Source organism: Pseudomonas sp. GW821-FHT02H09, assembly GCF_059421425.1.
Genome location: NZ_JBWKVA010000003.1, coordinates 366,335 through 382,492 on the forward strand (window position 1 = coordinate 366,335; position 16,158 = coordinate 382,492).

Below are 16,158 nucleotides of genomic sequence, written 5' to 3' on the forward strand. Positions count from 1 at the left end.
CCATGATGGCAGTGCGGTTTTTCCATGACAGCAAGCGACGACTACAAACTATTAAGCCTGATGGCTAGTAACGTAGTCGATAGCAGCTTGAACGGTAGTGATCTTCTCGGCTTCTTCGTCAGGAATTTCGGTCTCGAATTCCTCTTCCAGAGCCATCACCAGCTCAACGGTGTCAAGGGAGTCGGCACCCAGGTCTTCTACGAAGGAAGCAGTGTTCACAACTTCTTCTTCTTTAACGCCCAGTTGCTCAGCAACGATTTTCTTGACGCGCTCTTCGATGGTGCTCATACCTTGTTTTCACTCCTAATGGACAAATTCAGGCAGCTGGCCAGTGGGTAAGTGTATAGAAAGGCTTTTCAGCTTTTCAACTGAAAGCTTCACTCCTCAAACCCAGCCAGCCATCTGCCTATAAATAGATTGCAGCTTTATAACGGATTTTAGACAGCTCGTATGACATTTTTTTGAAGCAAACCGTCACATTTAACTCATGTACATCCCGCCGTTCACCGGGATTGTAGCCCCAGTAACGTAAGCCGCACCGTCCGAAGCCAGAAAAGCGACCACTTGCGCAATCTCTTGAGCTTGCCCCAGACGGCCCAGCGGAATTTGCGTCAGCAAAGCTTCACGCTGTGCTTCAGGCAATTCGCGGGTCATATCGGTATCGATGAACCCGGGAGCCACCGAGTTTACCGTAATCGACCGCGAGCCGACTTCACGCGCCAGAGCACGACTGAAGCCTTCCAGTCCTGCCTTGGCCGCTGCGTAGTTTACTTGGCCTGCGTTGCCCATGGCACCCACAACCGAGCCGATACTGATAATTCGCCCCCAACGCGCCTTGGTCATGCCGCGCAGAACACCCTTGGACAGGCGGAACAGACTGTTCAGGTTGGTATCGACGACATCATGCCATTCGTCATCTTTCATGCGCATCATCAGATTATCGCGGGTAATACCGGCGTTATTGACCAGAATCGCCGGCGCACCGAACTGCTCCTGAATGCTCGCCAGTACTGCAGCCACGGACTCGTCGCTGGTGACATTGAGTTCCAGGCCTGTGCCTTGAATACCGTTTTCTTTCAGGGTCGCAGCGATACGCTCGGCGCCCGAAGCGGAAGTTGCAGTGCCGATGACTACGGCACCCAGACGACCCAACTCAAGAGCAATAGCTTGACCAATACCGCGGCTGGCACCGGTAACCAGTGCAACTTTACCTTGCAGACTCATGCAGGCTTCTCCTAATTCAAGCCAGCGCTGCACGAGCGGCAGCGAAAGCATCTGGGGTATTCAGGTTAGAGGTCGATACGCCTTCGGCGCAGCGCTTGTTCAGGCCGGCCAACACTTTGCCAGGACCGCATTCGACCAGCTGGGTGGCGCCATTGGCAGCCAGGCACTGGACAGACTCGACCCAACGTACCGGCTTGTAGAGCTGCTCAAGCAGATCACGCTTGAGTGTCTCAAGATCCGCCGCAACACTGGCGCTGACGTTCTGCACCAACGGGATTTGCGGAGCCTGCCAGTTGATCGCAGCGATCGACTCAGCGAAACGCTCGGCAGCCGGACGCATCAATTCGCAGTGGGATGGCACGCTGACCGGCAACGGCATCGCTCGCTTGGCACCACGCGCCTTGCAACCCTCGATGGCGCGCTCGACAGCCGCCCTGGCACCCGCGATCACAACCTGACCCGGCGAGTTGAAGTTGACCGCGCTGACCACTTCACCCTGCGCCGCTTGCGCACAGGCCGCCAGCACATCGGCATCGTCCAGACCGAGAATCGCGGCCATGCCGCCCTGCCCGGCCGGTACGGCCTCTTGCATCAACTGACCGCGACGCTCCACCAGTTTCACAGCATCGCCCAGGCTCAGGCTGCCAGCCGCGACCAGCGCGCTGTATTCGCCCAGGCTATGACCTGCGACATAGGCCGGGCGCGCACCACCTTCAGCCAGCCACAGGCGCCACAACGCGACGGACGCAGTGAGAATGGCCGGCTGGGTTTTATCGGTTTGATTGAGCTGTTCTTCCGGCCCTTGCTGGGTCAGTGCCCACAGGTCATAGCCCAGAGCATCGGAAGCTTCTTTGAATGTTTCAAGGACCAACGGGTATTGCGCGCCCAACTCGGCCAGCATGCCGAGGGACTGCGAACCCTGTCCTGGAAAGACGAATGCGAGGGATGCAGACATGTAACAAGCCCCTAATGATCTTGTCGTCGGAGAATTGACGTCCCATATAAAGGACACAAAAAACTGACAGTTGGATGACTGATTGAACTAAGCGGTCACATTTAAGCATTCTCGAGCGAAAACGCCTAAAGCAACAGATCCTCGAGACGACCGTGCAAGCGCTCCGGCAGGTTTTCCTGGATCTCGATCACGGCCCGCTGAATCGCACTTTGGAACCCCTGCACCCCCGCCGAGCCATGGCTTTTCACAACTATGCCCTGCAAACCGAGAAAGCTCGCACCATTGTGCCGCGCAGGCGCCAGATCAGCCTGCAAGCGTCGCATCAACGGTAGCGCCAACGCACCGACCATTCGCGATACCACGCTCTGCCTGAACAACGCTTCAATTCGCGCCGCAATCATGGTCGCCAGGCCTTCGCTGGACTTGAGCAGGATATTGCCGACGAAACCGTCGCAGACCACGACATCCGCCTCACCACGGTACAACCCATCCCCCTCTACGAAGCCGATGTAGTTCATGCCGCGGGCATTTTGAAGCAGACTCGCCGCCAGCTTGACCTGCTGATTACCCTTGATGTCTTCGGTACCGATATTCAGCAATGCCACCCGCGGACGGACAATACCCAGCGTTTCAGCCGCAACCGACCCCATCACCGCAAATTGCAGAAGATGCTCGGCACTGCAATCGACGTTAGCCCCCAGATCGAGCAATTGGCAATAACCGCGCTGGGTCGGAATGGCTGCAACCATCGCCGGACGATCAATACCCGGCAGGGTTTTCAGCACATAGCGCGACAACGCCATCAGCGCACCCGTATTGCCAGCACTGACGCACGCCTGAACCTTGCCATCTCGCAACAACTCAAGCGCCACACGCATCGAGGAGTCCGGCTTGCCGCGCAGGGCTTGCGATGGCTTTTCATCCATGGCGATCACTTGCGTGGCCGACACGATATTCAAGCGCGCGCGATCCACAGCCGACTGGCTGGCAATCAGTTCTTCTAAAAGGGGGAGTTGACCGACAAGGGTCAGGTGCAGCGAGGGCGTAGCAGACAGACAAGCAAGGCTGGCCTGAACAATGCTGCGGGGACCGAAGTCCCCGCCCATTGCGTCAATCGCGATGACTTGAGCGGACAAGGATTACTCGTCAGCGCCCTTGTCGATCACTTTACGACCACGGTATACGCCTTCTGGCGATACGTGGTGACGCAGGTGAACTTCACCAGTGGTTTTTTCTACAGACAGGGTGCTAGCCTCGAGAGCATCGTGGGAACGACGCATGTCACGGGCAGAGCGGGATTTTTTGTTCTGCTGAACAGCCATAATTGATTAACTCCTAAACGTTTGGGTCACGCTTTAACTGCGCCAATACACTGAACGGGTTGGACCGCGTTACCTCGTCCTCGCTCGGTTCGGGCTCATCGAGACCCGCCGGCTGCTGGCATTCTTCCGGATGATGAGCAGGCACAATGGGCAAGGCGAGCAAAAGCTCCTCCTCGATCAGTGACTGCAGATCCAAAGGATCTTCGCCCAGTTCCAGCACGTCATAACCTTTCGGCAACGACTGGGTATTCGCACCCTCTTTCACCACAGCATAACTGCATTCGCTGTGGATCGGCAGGGTGACCAGCTCAAGACAACGCTGGCAAACCATTTTGACTTCGACATCGATAAAACTGTGGATAACCACAGATTTACGCTCATCTCGCTCAAAAACGAATTTAGCCTGCACCGTACCGACAGTATCGGAAAGCGGGTCGCAGAGTCTCTCCAAATCGGCCAGCAGCAGTTCACCTTGAAGGGTGGTGCCACGATCAGCCAATTTGCGCGGGTCAACGTGAGGTGGAATCGGGTCATTCAACATAGGCGCAGCATTATAGGGATGCCCCCGGCCATGTCAAAGGAAATTCAACCCTGTCCGCCACTTGGAAGCCTCGCTAGAATCCACGGCTATCATCAGGAGAACCGCATGCTGCCTTTATTACTTGCTTCAAGCTCGGCCTATCGTCGTGAATTGCTGGCCCGCTTGCAACTGGCATTTACCTGCAGCTCACCGAATATCGACGAAAGCCACCGCCCGGGCGAGCCCGCCATCGACCTGGTCAAACGCCTGGCCAAAGAGAAAGCCCAGGCTCTGAGCAGCAGCCATCCCGCCCACCTGATCATCGGCTCCGACCAGGTCGCCGTGCTGGACGGCCAGATCATCGGCAAGCCACACACCTTCGAAAAAGCCCGGGAACAACTATTGGCCGCCAGCGGTGCCAGCGTGACCTTTCTGACCGGCCTGGCACTGCTCAACAGCCAGACTGGCCACTGCCAGGTCGACTGCATACCCCTCACCGTTCACATGCGCACACTCGATCAAGCACGTATCGAGCGCTACCTGCTCGCCGAACGGCCCTACGACTGCGCAGGCAGCTTCAAAGCCGAAGGATTGGGCGTGAGCCTGTTTCAGAGCACCGAAGGCAGTGACGCCACCAGCCTGATCGGCCTGCCGCTGATCCGCCTGGTCGATATGCTGCTAGCCGAGGGCGTGCAAATCCCTTGAATTGGCGCCCTACCCCACAGCCACTGGCGAAGCCTGCGTTCGACCGCGAAGCACTCACCAATCCAGATCGCACGAAGCTAACCACCTGCGCTCAACTATAAAAAAACCGGCCACGTGAGCCGGTTTTTATGCTGCGCGTTAATCAGCGCAATGTCGGCCCTTGAAAACCCATCCACATTGCCAAGTGCTCGGCAACGCTGGCTCCGAGCTTTTTCGAGAAGCGATCGAATGTCGACTCCTGAATCGTGAAGTCAACCAGCTCTTTCTCACCAATCACATCCCGCGCCACTGAGCTCGCACTCCCCAGCCCATCGATCAAGCCCAACTCCAGCGCCTGCTCACCCGACCACACCAGGCCAGAGAACAGCTCAGGATGTTCCTTGTCCTTGAGCCGGTCGCCACGCCCCTGCTTGACGCTGGCGATGAACTGGCGATGGGTCGTGTCCAGCACTCCCTGCCAGAATTGGGTTTCCTCAGGCTTTTGCGGCTGGAACGGATCGAGGAACGACTTGTGCTCGCCAGAGGTATACGTCCGACGCTCGACACCAAGCTTCTCCATCGCCCCTACAAAACCATAACCCGCCGCCGTCACACCGATGGAGCCAACCAGACTGGCCTTGTCGGCGTAGATCTGATCCGCAGCACTGGCGATGTAATACGCGCCAGAAGCCCCCAGGTCCGAGATCACCGCATAGACCTTGATCTCAGGATGCAGGCCGCGCAAACGACGAATCTCGTCATAGACATAACCCGACTGCACTGGACTGCCACCCGGACTATTGATCCGCAGCACCACGCCCTTGACCTTCGAATCGTCAAAAGCAGCCCGCAAGCCACCGACAATATTGTCAGCACTGGCGGGCTCCTTGTCGGCAATCATGCCGCTCACATCAATCAGAGCCGTGTAGCCAGAGCCACGCGTTGCGCTTTTTTCCACGTCCATCAGCGGTGTAAACAACGCCATCGCCGCAAACAGATAAACGAAGGTCAGCAGCTTGAAGAAAATCCCCCAGCGCCGCGAGCGCCGTTGCTCTTGCACGCCGGCCAAAAGGGTCTTTTCAAGCAGCTTCCAGCTTTTCTCGTCACCGCCTTCGGCACTCGCCTCGCTTGGCGCCTTCCACTCATCCTTCATACCATTTACCCCAGCAAAAACTTAATTGGCCCGCCGGCTCAGCCAGGCGTGCAGCTCAGAAAAATGATCAATGGCCAGACGCGGCTCGAACACACGCAGGGCATCCATCGATTGAGCACCATAGCTGACCGCAACCGAATCCATACCGGCATTGCGTGCCATCAACAGATCGAACGAAGAGTCGCCCACCATCAACGCCTGCTCGGGACCGACTTCGCAATGGGCGAGAATCTGCTCCAGCATCAACGGATGTGGCTTGCTCGCAGTTTCGTCGGCAGCACGAGTGATATCGAAATAATCCTCCCACCCATGAGACTTCAGCACTCGATCCAAACCTCGACGGGCTTTGCCAGTGGCCACAGCCAGGCGATATCCCTCGCAACGAAAAGCTTCGAGAGACTCGACCACACCGGCAAAGAGTGGCGAAGGCTCGGCCTCGAGCGCAATGTAGTGATCCGCGTAGCGCTGACGGAACGCAACCAGGTCAGCGTCGCCGATTTCCGGGTACAAGGTGCGGATCGCCTCCGGCAAACCCAGACCGATGATGCCTTTGACGGCAAAATCGTCTCGCGGCGGCAAATCCGCTCGCGCAGCCGCTACTTGCATTGCCTCGACAATTCGACCAATGGAGTCGGCCAAGGTGCCATCCCAATCAAAGATCAGTAGCTTGTAATCAGCTAGCACTCAGACGCTCCACGGTCTTGGCCCACATTTCGTCCACCGGCGCCTGCAGTTTGAGTTCGCCGCCATCAGGCAACGGCACGGTCAGCATGTAGGCGTGGAGGAAAAGGCGCTTGCCGCCCATCTCGCGAATCTCTTTACTGAAGTCCTCATCGCCGTATTTGCTGTCACCGGCAATGCAGTGCCCGGCATGCAAGGTGTGCACGCGAATCTGGTGGGTCCTGCCAGTGACAGGCTTGGCTTCGATCATCGTGGCGAATTCACCGAAACGGCGCAGCACCTTGAAGACCGTGAGAGCCTCCTTGCCCTCCTCATTGACTTCAACCATGCGCTCGCCGGAGCGCAGGTTGCTCTTGAGCAACGGCGCACGAACCTGCTTGATCGATGTCGCCCAGTTACCGCGGACCAGCGCCATGTAGCGCTTATCGACACCATCACCACGCAAAGCGGTGTGCAGGTGGCGCAACATGCTGCGTTTTTTCGCAATCATCAGCAGGCCGGAAGTGTCCCGATCCAGGCGATGGACCAACTCCAGCTCTTTAGCATCGGGCCGCAACTGACGGAAGGCTTCGATAACCCCGAAGTTCAGACCGCTGCCGCCGTGGACCGCAATGCCGGCCGGCTTGTTGATCACAATCAGCGCCTTGTCTTCAAAGACAATCGACGCTTCAAGGCGCTGCAACAAACCCTGTGCCAAAGGCACCGGCTCGTCGCGCTCAGGCACGCGCACAGGTGGCACACGGACAATATCGCCCGCCTGCAGCTTGTATTCGGGTTTGATCCGTCCCTTGTTCACGCGCACTTCGCCTTTACGCAAAATGCGGTAAATCAAGGTCTTAGGCACGCCTTTAAGCCGAGCGAGCAGGAAATTATCGATTCGTTGGCCGGCATATTCCGGCGAGACCTCAAGCAGCTGGACGCTGGGGGTCAGGGGGGCAGTAGTCGTCATGCCGGGAATGATAACAATTTTTATGGATTTGAAGCACTTAATGATTGCTGCTATAGTCGCGAACGCCGCCAAAAGCGGCCTGGGCAGCGGACCAACGGTCGAAGACCGACCCTGACCAACGCAATTCATCAGGACGCAAGGCCGTCCTACGGGGCTTTCGCTACAATTATGGAAGGTTCGCGATTGTAACAAGCGCAGGTGACATGAGGCCTGAAGCGAGCGCAAGAAGCAGAGTGATTACTCGTCTTTTGCGCCGATATTCACGGCCAGTTCACAAAGTGCAGTCGATCTCGAATGAGCCTGAGCGAAGGCTTCGGAAACACCGCCTAAATTAGCCATGATGCGTGACCTCCCCTTTCGGAGCTCACGGTAAATGCCAACCCGCTGCGGATTCTGCGCGCGGCAGCACCCGAATTATCAGGGATACGTGTAGGGTGGAGATGCACAACCGTCGGACTGTGTAGCACTAGGCTTATATTTAGACGCTTCATCTCGTCCACCGTCGCCGGTTGATTCCTCCTCCTGACTGAGTGCTTAAGTAGCCACAGCAAGCAGGACGCGTACGTCGCGACTCCGGCCCAATTGGTCGAACCTCGCTAGACACTGGAGTGTCCAACCACTCCTGACGCACCTGACACCGACCGTGAGAAGTCGTGTGTGCCGAACGCCGTTTCCGGCAGCCCGGAAACCGACGGTACTACATGAAAAGAATGCTGATTAACGCAACTCAACCCGAAGAGTTGCGTGTTGCACTGGTAGATGGCCAGCGCCTCTACGACCTGGATATCGAATCCGGTGCACGCGAGCAGAAAAAGGCCAACATCTATAAAGGCCGGATTACTCGCATCGAACCAAGCCTTGAGGCTGCCTTTGTCGATTTCGGCTCTGAGCGCCACGGCTTCCTGCCACTCAAAGAAATCTCCCGCGAATACTTCAAGAAAGCCCCCGAAGGCCGCGTCAACATCAAGGACGTCCTGAGCGAAGGCCAGGAAGTCATCGTCCAGGTCGAAAAAGAAGAACGTGGCAACAAGGGCGCAGCCCTGACCACCTTCATCAGCCTGGCCGGTCGTTATCTGGTTCTGATGCCGAACAACCCGCGTGCCGGCGGTATCTCCCGTCGTATCGAAGGTGAAGAGCGCAACGAACTGCGTGAAGCTCTGAACGGTCTGGTTGCTCCAGCCGATATGGGTCTGATCGTGCGCACTGCCGGCCTTGGCCGCAGCAGCGAAGAAATGCAGTGGGACCTCGATTACCTGCTGCAACTCTGGACCGCCATCAAAGAAGCCTCGCTGGATCGCTCCGCGCCATTCCTGATCTATCAGGAAAGCAACGTGATCATCCGCGCCATCCGCGACTACCTGCGCCAGGACATCGGCGAAGTGCTGATCGACAGCATCGAAGCCCAGGACGAAGCCCTGACCTTCATCCGTCAGGTGATGCCGCAGTACGCCAGCAAGATCAAGCTGTACGAAGACAGCGTACCGCTGTTTAACCGTTTCCAGATCGAAAGCCAGATCGAGACCGCCTTCCAGCGTGTCGTTGAACTGCCTTCCGGCGGCTCCATCGTTATCGATCCGACCGAAGCCCTGGTGTCCATCGACATCAACTCGGCGCGCGCCACCAAAGGCAGCGACATCGAAGAAACCGCTCTGCAGACCAACCTTGAAGCTGCCGAAGAAATCGCCCGTCAGTTGCGCCTGCGTGACATCGGCGGCCTGATCGTCATCGACTTCATCGACATGACCCCAGCCAAGAACCAGCGCGCCGTGGAAGAAAAAGTCCGCGAATGCCTGGAAGCCGACCGCGCTCGCGTACAGGTCGGTCGTATCTCGCGCTTCGGCCTGCTGGAAATGTCCCGTCAGCGCCTGCGTCCATCCCTGGGTGAAAGCAGCGGTATCGTCTGCCCACGCTGCAGCGGCACCGGCATCATCCGTGATGTTGAATCGCTGTCGCTGGCGATCCTGCGCCTGATCGAAGAAGAAGCCCTGAAAGACCGCACCGCCGAAGTTCGTGCCCAAGTGCCGATCCCGGTCGCTGCGTTCCTGCTCAACGAAAAACGCAACTCGATCACCAAGATCGAACTGCGCACCCGTGCACGCATCGTCATTCTGCCGAACGATCACCTCGAAACGCCTCACTTCGAAGTTCAGCGTCTGCGCGATGACAGCCCGGAAGCTCACGTCGGTCAGTCCAGCTACGAAATCGCCGCTGCCGCTGCCGAAGTAGAAGAAGTTCAGCCGGTCGCCGCTACCCGCACCCTGGTTCGCCAGGAAGCCGCGGTGAAAACCGCTCCGGCACGCGCCAATGCTCCAGTTCCGGTTGAAGCCCCCGCCGCACCTGTTGCTGCGCCAGTCCACGTCGCCGAACCAAGCCTGTTCAAAGGTCTGGTGAAGTCGCTGGTCAGTCTCTTCGCTACCAAAGAAGAACCTGCCGCTCCGGTCGTGGTTGAAAAGCCAGTCACCGAACGCCAGCCGCGCAACGAAGAGCGCCGCACCGGTCGTCAGCAGAGCCGCAGCCGTAACGGTCGTCGCGACGAAGAGCGCAAGCCGCGCGAAGAACGTGCACCTCGTGAAGAACGTGCACCTCGTGAAGAGCGCGCGCCTCGTGAAGAACGTGCACCCCGCGAAGTCCGTGAAGAAGTAGCGGCCGTAGCAGCTCGTGAAGAACGTGCACCACGCGCTCCGCGTGAAGAACGTGCCCCACGTGCTCCGCGTGAAGATCGCAAACCGCGCGAAGCTCGTGAAGATCGCCCGGTTCGTGAGCTGCGCGAGCCGCTGGATGCAGCTCCAGCCGCAGTTGCCGAAGAGCGCCCTGCCCGCGCCCCACGCGAAGAGCGTCAACCGCGCCCACCGCGTGAAGAACGTCAACCACGTGTCGAGCAGGCTGCTGTCGCCGTTAGCGAAGAAGAACTGCTGCCGAACGAAGAACAACTGCAGGATGACGGTCAGGAGAACGCCGAAGGCGATCGTCCACGCCGCCGCTCCCGTGGCCAGCGTCGTCGCAGCAACCGTCGTGAGCGTCAACGTGATGCCAACGGCAATGTGATCGAAGGCTCGGAAGAGACCGAAGAAAGCAGCGAAGAACCAAGCGGCGCCGCTCTGGCTGCCGGTCTGGCCGTTACCGCGGCTGTTGCCAGCACTGTGATCAGCGCCCCAGCTGAAGCTCAGGCTCATCAGCAAGCAGAACGCGCTACTGCCGTCACGCTGGAAACTGCTTCGGTTGAAGCGCCAGTGGTTGAAGCGACCACCGCGATTGAAGCGCCTGCCGCTCCTGCCGTTGAAGTTGCTCCGGTTCGTGAAGCACTCGTTGCCGAGCAAGCCGTTGTAGCTGAACAGCCAGTCGTCGCCGCAGAACCTGCGTTCGAAGCTCCGGTTGCTGAAAAAGCCTTTGAGCCGACTTATGACGCTCCAACCCCGTTCGACCGCGTCGCTGAATCGGTTGTCGTTGAAGCTCCAACTCCAGCTCCAGCTCCAGCTCCAGCTCCAGTCGCTGAAGTGGTAAGCGCCGAGCCAGTGGTTGCGGCTCCGGTTGAAGCGCCAGTGGTTGCCGCAGTGACAGAGCCGGTGGTCGAAGCCGCACCGGCAAGCACCCTGACCGCAAGTGGTCGTGCGCCGAACGATCCACGTGAAGTGCGTCGTCGCAAGCGTGAAGCCGAGAGTCTGCAGAAAGAAGCCGAACTGGCTGCAGCTGCTGCACCTGTAGAAGCTGTGATTGCTGCCGAGCCTGCTCCGGTTGTCGCTGAAGTGGCCAAGCAAGCAGCTGTTGAACCTGCCCCGACCATCGACGAAAACCTGCATTCCGTCGAAGAAGTGGTAGAGCAAAAACCCAAAGCCCTGGAAGAAGAGCACGAGCCTAAACCCCTCGCCTGATTCCAACGGCTGTTAAAAAGCCCCGCCTGCTAACGCAGGCGGGGCTTTTTTATGTTTCAGTGATGCGGTGTTTCAGGCATTCCGTGTATTCGTTCATCGCGGGCAAGCCCGGCTCCTGCAGGAGACCGCGCGCCCCTGTAGGAGCCGGGCTTGCCCGCGAAGGCAGTTTAATCACCAACGGAGATTCGGAGTTTAAGTAAAAACCAACGCCGCCGGCACATCCACATCCCACAACACACCAGGATCGTCCACCGGCACTTCCAGCACCCTGGCCGAGGCAAACAAGGGTTTCGCCCCACGATCACCGGACAGACTCATCAAGGCGGCGCCAAACGAGCGCCCAAACCCCACCGGATGACCATATTCAGCGCCATGCACCGGAACACTGATGGCTTCGTCCTGAACCCCCTCCACCACTCGCTGGATACTCGACGACAAGATAAATGGCATATCCCCCAACACCACCAGCCAGCCACCCGAATCGGGACTGGCCGCAACGCCTGCCGCGATGCTGTCACCCATGCCAGCAGCGTCCAGCAGCAACACCTGGCAGCCATAAGCCTGCGCCAGCCGATTCACTTCAGGTCGATTAGCTGTCGTCACCAGCAGCCGCTCACCCAGGCCAGGAGGCAGGCTCAACAACACCTGCTCAATGACCGGTCGAACGACACCGTCACGACCTTCGCACAATGCCAGCAACTTATCCTGTTCAGCACCGGCAACTTGCCGGTAGCGATTGCCCTGCCCTGCGGCAAGCACGATGGCGCATACCGGGGCCTTCAAACCACAGCCTCGCCCAAGGACTGCTTCTGCGGCAGATCAACGCCGTTTTTGATCGCAACAATCTCCGACATCAGCGACAAAGCAATCTCCGCAGGTGTGTGACTGCCAATATGCAAACCAATCGGACCATGCAAGCGGTCTATAGCGTGTTCGGTCAGCCCAAGCACAGCGAGGTTTTCCCGACGCTTCTGGCTATTGACCCGCGACCCCAGCGCACCGACATAAAACGCTTGAGAATTGAGTGCCGTGAGCAGTGCCATATCGTCCAGACGCGGATCATGGGTCAAGGCGACAATCGCCGTGCGCTCGTCGGTTTCGATGCTCAGCACAGCGTCATCCGGCATGCCCGGCACGAAGCGGCCGTGCTGCTCTTCCCAGCCATAGACAAACTCTTTGCGTGGATCACAGATCAGCACCTCGAAATCCAGCAGCCGCGCCATCTCCGCGACATAACGGGACAGCTGACCAGCGCCGATCAACAGCAGCCGCCAACGCGGACCGTAGATTGCGCGCAACGTCTTGCCGTCAAAGCTCAACACATCGCTCTTGCCTGCCGCGTGGAGAACGACCTCGCCGGTGAGCAGATTCAACTCCCGCGCGACAATCTCATGAGCCTCGCAACGCGCCAACAACTCAGCCACCCAGGCCGGATCACCGACTCGCTCTTCGGTCAGCCGCAAAGTGCCACCGCACGGCAAACCAAAACGCGCGGCCTCCTCGCGGCTGACACCGTAGGTCACCAACTGGACTGACGGCCCATCTACTGGCAAACGGCCATCGTGCAAGCGGGCAATCAGGTCGTCCTCGATACAGCCACCGGAGACAGAACCGATTACCACGCCGTCTTCACGCAAGGCCAGCATTGCGCCTGGGGGCCGGGGCGCACTGCCCCAGGTCTGGACCACACTGTAGAGCACCACTCTCTGCCCGGCGCGACGCCATAGCAGCACGCTGCGTAAAACATTCAGGTCGACACTGTCCATCAGGCTTTGGCCTGCTGCCAGCCTTGCAACTGGTAGCGAACCGGCAGACTGCGAATACGCTTTCCTGTCGCGGCAAAGATCGCATTGCACAGTGCCGGAGCGATCGGCGGCACGCCCGGCTCACCGACGCCGCCCAATGGCACGTTACCCGCAGGCGTAACCAGATGCACGGCGACTTCCTTCGGCGCCAGGTTCATGCGCGCCACCTCGTACATGTGGAAATTGTCCTGCTGGACCTTGCCGTCCTTGAAACTGATCTCCCCCAGCACGGCGTTGCCCAGGCCCATCACACAGGCGCCTTCAAACTGTGAGCGAATCCGCTCAGGGTTGATCTGCGGACCACAATCCACCGCGATATCAGCCTTGTGCACGATCAGCGAGCCGTCGTTTTTGACTTCGACCTCAATCACCGCCGCCACGTAGGTAACAAAACTGTAATGCACCGCCAGACCCAAACCACGTCCTTTGGGCAATTGACGGCCCCAACCGGCAGCCTTGGCCGCGGTTTCCAGGACGCCGCGCAAACGCGCGGTATCGATCGGATAATGCTCGGGGGATTCGCCATAGTTCCACTCTTCGCTCAAGGTGCGCGGATCAATCTGGCGATCCGGGCCAAGCAGCTTGAGTTGGTATTTCAGCGGATCCTGCCCGGCCAGATGCGCCAGTTCGTCGACAAAGCTCTGAATGGCAAAGCCATGGGGAATGTTCGACACCGAACGATACCAGCCAACCCGGGTATGGGCGGCCGCTTCAGGGTTTTCCAGGCGCACATTGGGAATGGCATAGGCCATGTTGGTAAAGCCCATGCCCAGTTCGAACGCGCCTTCGTGGTTCATGCCCGGAGCGAACAGCGCGGTGATGCTCGGTGCCACAGTGCGGTGTAGCCAGCCGGACGGCATGCCATCCTTGTTCAGGCCGGCCTTGAGATACTCGGCCGATGCGGTGTGGAAGTAGGAACAGTGAATGTCGTCCTCCCGGGTCCATTGCACCCGCACCGCTTTGCCCGGAAAAGCCTTGGCCAGGATCGCCGCTTCGAGGATGAAGTCGGGTTTGGATTTGCGACCGAAGCCGCCGCCAAGCAGCGTGACGTTGACCGTGACTTTTTCGAAGGGAATGCCCAGGCGCTCAGCGATGCGCTCGCGCGTCACTTGCGGTGCCTGACTTGGCGCCCAGGCCTCGCAGCGGCCGGCGTTGAAGCGAGCGATGGCGACCATCGGTTCCATCGGTGATTGCGCCAGATGCGGCAAGTAGTAAGCCGCTTCCAGGCTGCTGTCAGCGCTATCCATAGCCTCGTCGATGTTGCCGATGTTCCTCACCACTTTGCCCGGTTTCAAGGCTGCGGCTTCCAACTCCTTACGATAGGCAATCGAGTCGTAACCGGCATTGACGCCATCATCCCACTCGATCTTCAGCGCCTCGCGGCCCTTTATTGCAGCCCACGTGTTGCTGGCTATCACCGCAACACCGCCCAACGGCTGAAACTCCGATGGCAGCGGACGGCTTTCGATTTGCATGACCTTGATCACGCCCGGGACTTTCATCGCCGCACTGCCATCGAAGGATTTGACCTTGCCGCCATAGACAGCTGGCCGTGCCACGGTGGCAAACAACATGCCTTCGAAATGCACGTCGGCGCCATAAACGGCACGACCGTTGACAATGTCCACACCGTCTATGGCGCGCGTGGCCTCTTTGCCGATGTAGCGAAATTCCGAAGGCTGCTTGAGGCGCAGACTGTCACGCGTCGGCACCACCAGCGCACTGGCAGCAGCCGCCAGTGCGCCGTAACCCAGTTCACGACCACTGGGTTGGTGAATCACTTTGTGCAATTGCGCACGGCACTCGGCCACCGGTACTTTCCATTGATCGGCCGCGGCTTGTTCAAGCATGGTCCGGGCGGCAGCACCGCAGCGGCGCATCGGCTCGTACCAATGACGCATGCTGCGTGAACCGTCGGTGTCCTGGTTGCCGAAGCGCACTTCATCACCCGGCGCCTGATGGACCTTCACCAACGTCCAATCAGCGTCCAGTTCGTCAGCGACCACCATACTGAGGCTGGTGCGCACGCCCTGGCCCATTTCCGAGCGGTTGCAAACCACCGTCACACTGCCATCGGCGGCAATGCTGACGTAGACCTTGGGATCATCGATCCAGCCATTGGGCATGCCGTCGGCGCCGAACTTCTTCTCTTCGGCAAACGCGTCCTGCCAACCCCAACTGGCTGCCAGCACCAGCGCGCTCGCGGCACCGACACCTTTGAGAAAGCCACGACGGCTGAGGTTGCTCAGGGCAAAGTCATTCGGCAACTGGCTCATGCCTTGGCCTCCCGCAGATGAGTGGCTGCCTGACGGATGGCGGTTTTGATCCGGTTATACGTGCCACAGCGGCAAATATTACCGACCATCGCCTCCTCGATCTGTTCGTCGCTGGGATTGGGATTGACCTTGAGCAAGGCCGTGGCAGACATGATTTGCCCACCCTGGCAGAACCCGCATTGCGCGACCGCCGTCTCCAGCCAGGCTTGCTGAACCACTTGCCCGACCGGGTCGCTGTGGAGATTGTCGATGGTGCTGATGTGCTGGCCGGTCACCGAGCCGATTGGCGTAATGCAACTGCGTGCCGGTGAGCCATCTATATGGATGGTGCAGGCACCGCACAGGCCCATGCCGCAGCCGAACTTGGTGCCGCTGTAACCCGCCACGTCGCGAATAGCCCAGAGCAGCGGCATATCCTCAGTGACATCCAACTGGTGATCCTTACCATTGAGTTTCAGGGTAATCATGGGCGCGCCCGCATATATTCTTGGTTATGGGGTCGAGCAATCTGCCGCGTGATGCCGCGTACTGGTGCATGCAGATCAACTCAGGCTAATCGGCTCACTGATGAAAACAGCCGGTTTTTCATCGGGTCTTACCTGGAAACAAAGAGATGGAACAAAGAGAAACATCGTTAGGAGGTCAAGTTAAACCAGCATTAACAAAAAAGCCCTGCGCACACGAAAGGTTTGCAGGGCTCTGGATTCAGACTTCAAGCGT

15 protein-coding genes are annotated in these 16,158 nt (G+C 58.7%); 2 read left to right on the top strand and 13 right to left on the bottom strand.

The genetic code is table 11. The features are described from left to right. Window positions 1-51: 51 nt before the first annotated feature. The 6 genes from acpP to AC07VR_RS06255 all read right to left on the bottom strand — a co-directional run bounded on the left by acpP (window position 52) and on the right by AC07VR_RS06255 (window position 4,042). On the bottom strand, window positions 52-288 hold the full coding sequence (gene acpP / locus AC07VR_RS06230; protein ID WP_003175607.1) for an acyl carrier protein: 237 nt from the start codon (window positions 286-288) through the stop codon (window positions 52-54). A 192-nt stretch (window positions 289-480) separates the two neighbouring features. Then, window positions 481-1,224: a 3-oxoacyl-ACP reductase FabG gene (gene fabG / locus AC07VR_RS06235; protein WP_494993998.1), complete on the bottom strand. Its 744-nt coding sequence runs from the start codon at window positions 1,222-1,224 to the stop codon at window positions 481-483. Window positions 1,225-1,240: 16 nt separating this feature from the next. After that, on the bottom strand, window positions 1,241-2,179 hold the full coding sequence (gene fabD, locus AC07VR_RS06240; RefSeq protein ID WP_495010715.1) for an ACP S-malonyltransferase: 939 nt from the start codon (window positions 2,177-2,179) through the stop codon (window positions 1,241-1,243). A 125-nt stretch (window positions 2,180-2,304) separates the two neighbouring features. Next, window positions 2,305-3,315 (bottom strand): phosphate acyltransferase PlsX, encoded by a 1,011-nt coding sequence (gene plsX / locus AC07VR_RS06245; protein WP_494994000.1) that lies wholly within the window; start codon window positions 3,313-3,315, stop codon window positions 2,305-2,307. Window positions 3,316-3,318: 3 nt separating this feature from the next. After that, window positions 3,319-3,501, bottom strand: a complete 183-nt coding sequence (rpmF, locus tag AC07VR_RS06250; RefSeq protein ID WP_003179396.1) for a 50S ribosomal protein L32 — start codon at window positions 3,499-3,501, stop codon at window positions 3,319-3,321. Between the two features lie 13 nt (window positions 3,502-3,514). Continuing rightward, the gene (locus AC07VR_RS06255; protein WP_494994001.1) at window positions 3,515-4,042 is read right to left on the bottom strand and encodes a YceD family protein; all 528 of its coding nucleotides are present in this window, start codon (window positions 4,040-4,042) and stop codon (window positions 3,515-3,517) included. A gap of 105 nt (window positions 4,043-4,147) precedes the next feature. Here AC07VR_RS06255 and AC07VR_RS06260 point away from each other — a divergent pair, with 105 nt between their 5' ends. Next, complete coding sequence (locus tag AC07VR_RS06260; protein WP_495010716.1) at window positions 4,148-4,726, top strand: Maf family protein; 579 nt, start codon at window positions 4,148-4,150, stop codon at window positions 4,724-4,726. Window positions 4,727-4,868: 142 nt separating this feature from the next. Here AC07VR_RS06260 and sppA read toward each other — a convergent pair whose 3' ends face one another. The 3 genes from sppA to rluC are packed head-to-tail and all read right to left on the bottom strand — an operon-like array spanning window position 4,869 to window position 7,488. Further along, a complete protein-coding gene (sppA, locus tag AC07VR_RS06265) occupies window positions 4,869-5,858 on the bottom strand; it encodes a signal peptide peptidase SppA (protein WP_495010717.1) in 990 nt (329 codons plus the stop codon). 21 nt (window positions 5,859-5,879) lie between these two features. Beyond that, the gene (locus AC07VR_RS06270) at window positions 5,880-6,542 is read right to left on the bottom strand and encodes an HAD-IA family hydrolase (RefSeq protein WP_494994004.1); all 663 of its coding nucleotides are present in this window, start codon (window positions 6,540-6,542) and stop codon (window positions 5,880-5,882) included. Further along, a complete protein-coding gene (gene rluC / locus AC07VR_RS06275; protein ID WP_495010718.1) occupies window positions 6,532-7,488 on the bottom strand; it encodes a 23S rRNA pseudouridine(955/2504/2580) synthase RluC in 957 nt (318 codons plus the stop codon). The genes AC07VR_RS06270 and rluC overlap by 11 nt, the downstream gene beginning before the upstream one ends. 701 nt (window positions 7,489-8,189) lie before the next feature. Here rluC and rne point away from each other — a divergent pair. Then, window positions 8,190-11,357: a ribonuclease E gene (rne, locus tag AC07VR_RS06280; protein ID WP_495010719.1), complete on the top strand. Its 3,168-nt coding sequence runs from the start codon at window positions 8,190-8,192 to the stop codon at window positions 11,355-11,357. A gap of 192 nt (window positions 11,358-11,549) precedes the next feature. On the opposite strand, the gene AC07VR_RS06285 is transcribed toward rne, so the two are convergent. From AC07VR_RS06285 to AC07VR_RS06300, 4 genes are read right to left on the bottom strand one after another with little or no spacing between them, the layout of a single operon-like run. Beyond that, window positions 11,550-12,140, bottom strand: a complete 591-nt coding sequence (locus AC07VR_RS06285) for a nucleotidyltransferase family protein (RefSeq protein ID WP_495010720.1) — start codon at window positions 12,138-12,140, stop codon at window positions 11,550-11,552. Beyond that, window positions 12,137-13,123: an XdhC family protein gene (locus AC07VR_RS06290; protein ID WP_495010721.1), complete on the bottom strand. Its 987-nt coding sequence runs from the start codon at window positions 13,121-13,123 to the stop codon at window positions 12,137-12,139. Before AC07VR_RS06290 ends, AC07VR_RS06285 begins: the two co-directional genes overlap by 4 nt. Continuing rightward, window positions 13,123-15,438, bottom strand: a complete 2,316-nt coding sequence (locus tag AC07VR_RS06295; RefSeq protein WP_495010722.1) for a xanthine dehydrogenase family protein molybdopterin-binding subunit — start codon at window positions 15,436-15,438, stop codon at window positions 13,123-13,125. Before AC07VR_RS06295 ends, AC07VR_RS06290 begins: the two co-directional genes overlap by 1 nt. Next, window positions 15,435-15,905, bottom strand: a complete 471-nt coding sequence (locus tag AC07VR_RS06300; RefSeq protein WP_494994010.1) for a (2Fe-2S)-binding protein — start codon at window positions 15,903-15,905, stop codon at window positions 15,435-15,437. Before AC07VR_RS06300 ends, AC07VR_RS06295 begins: the two co-directional genes overlap by 4 nt. Window positions 15,906-16,158: the final 253 nt, after the last annotated feature.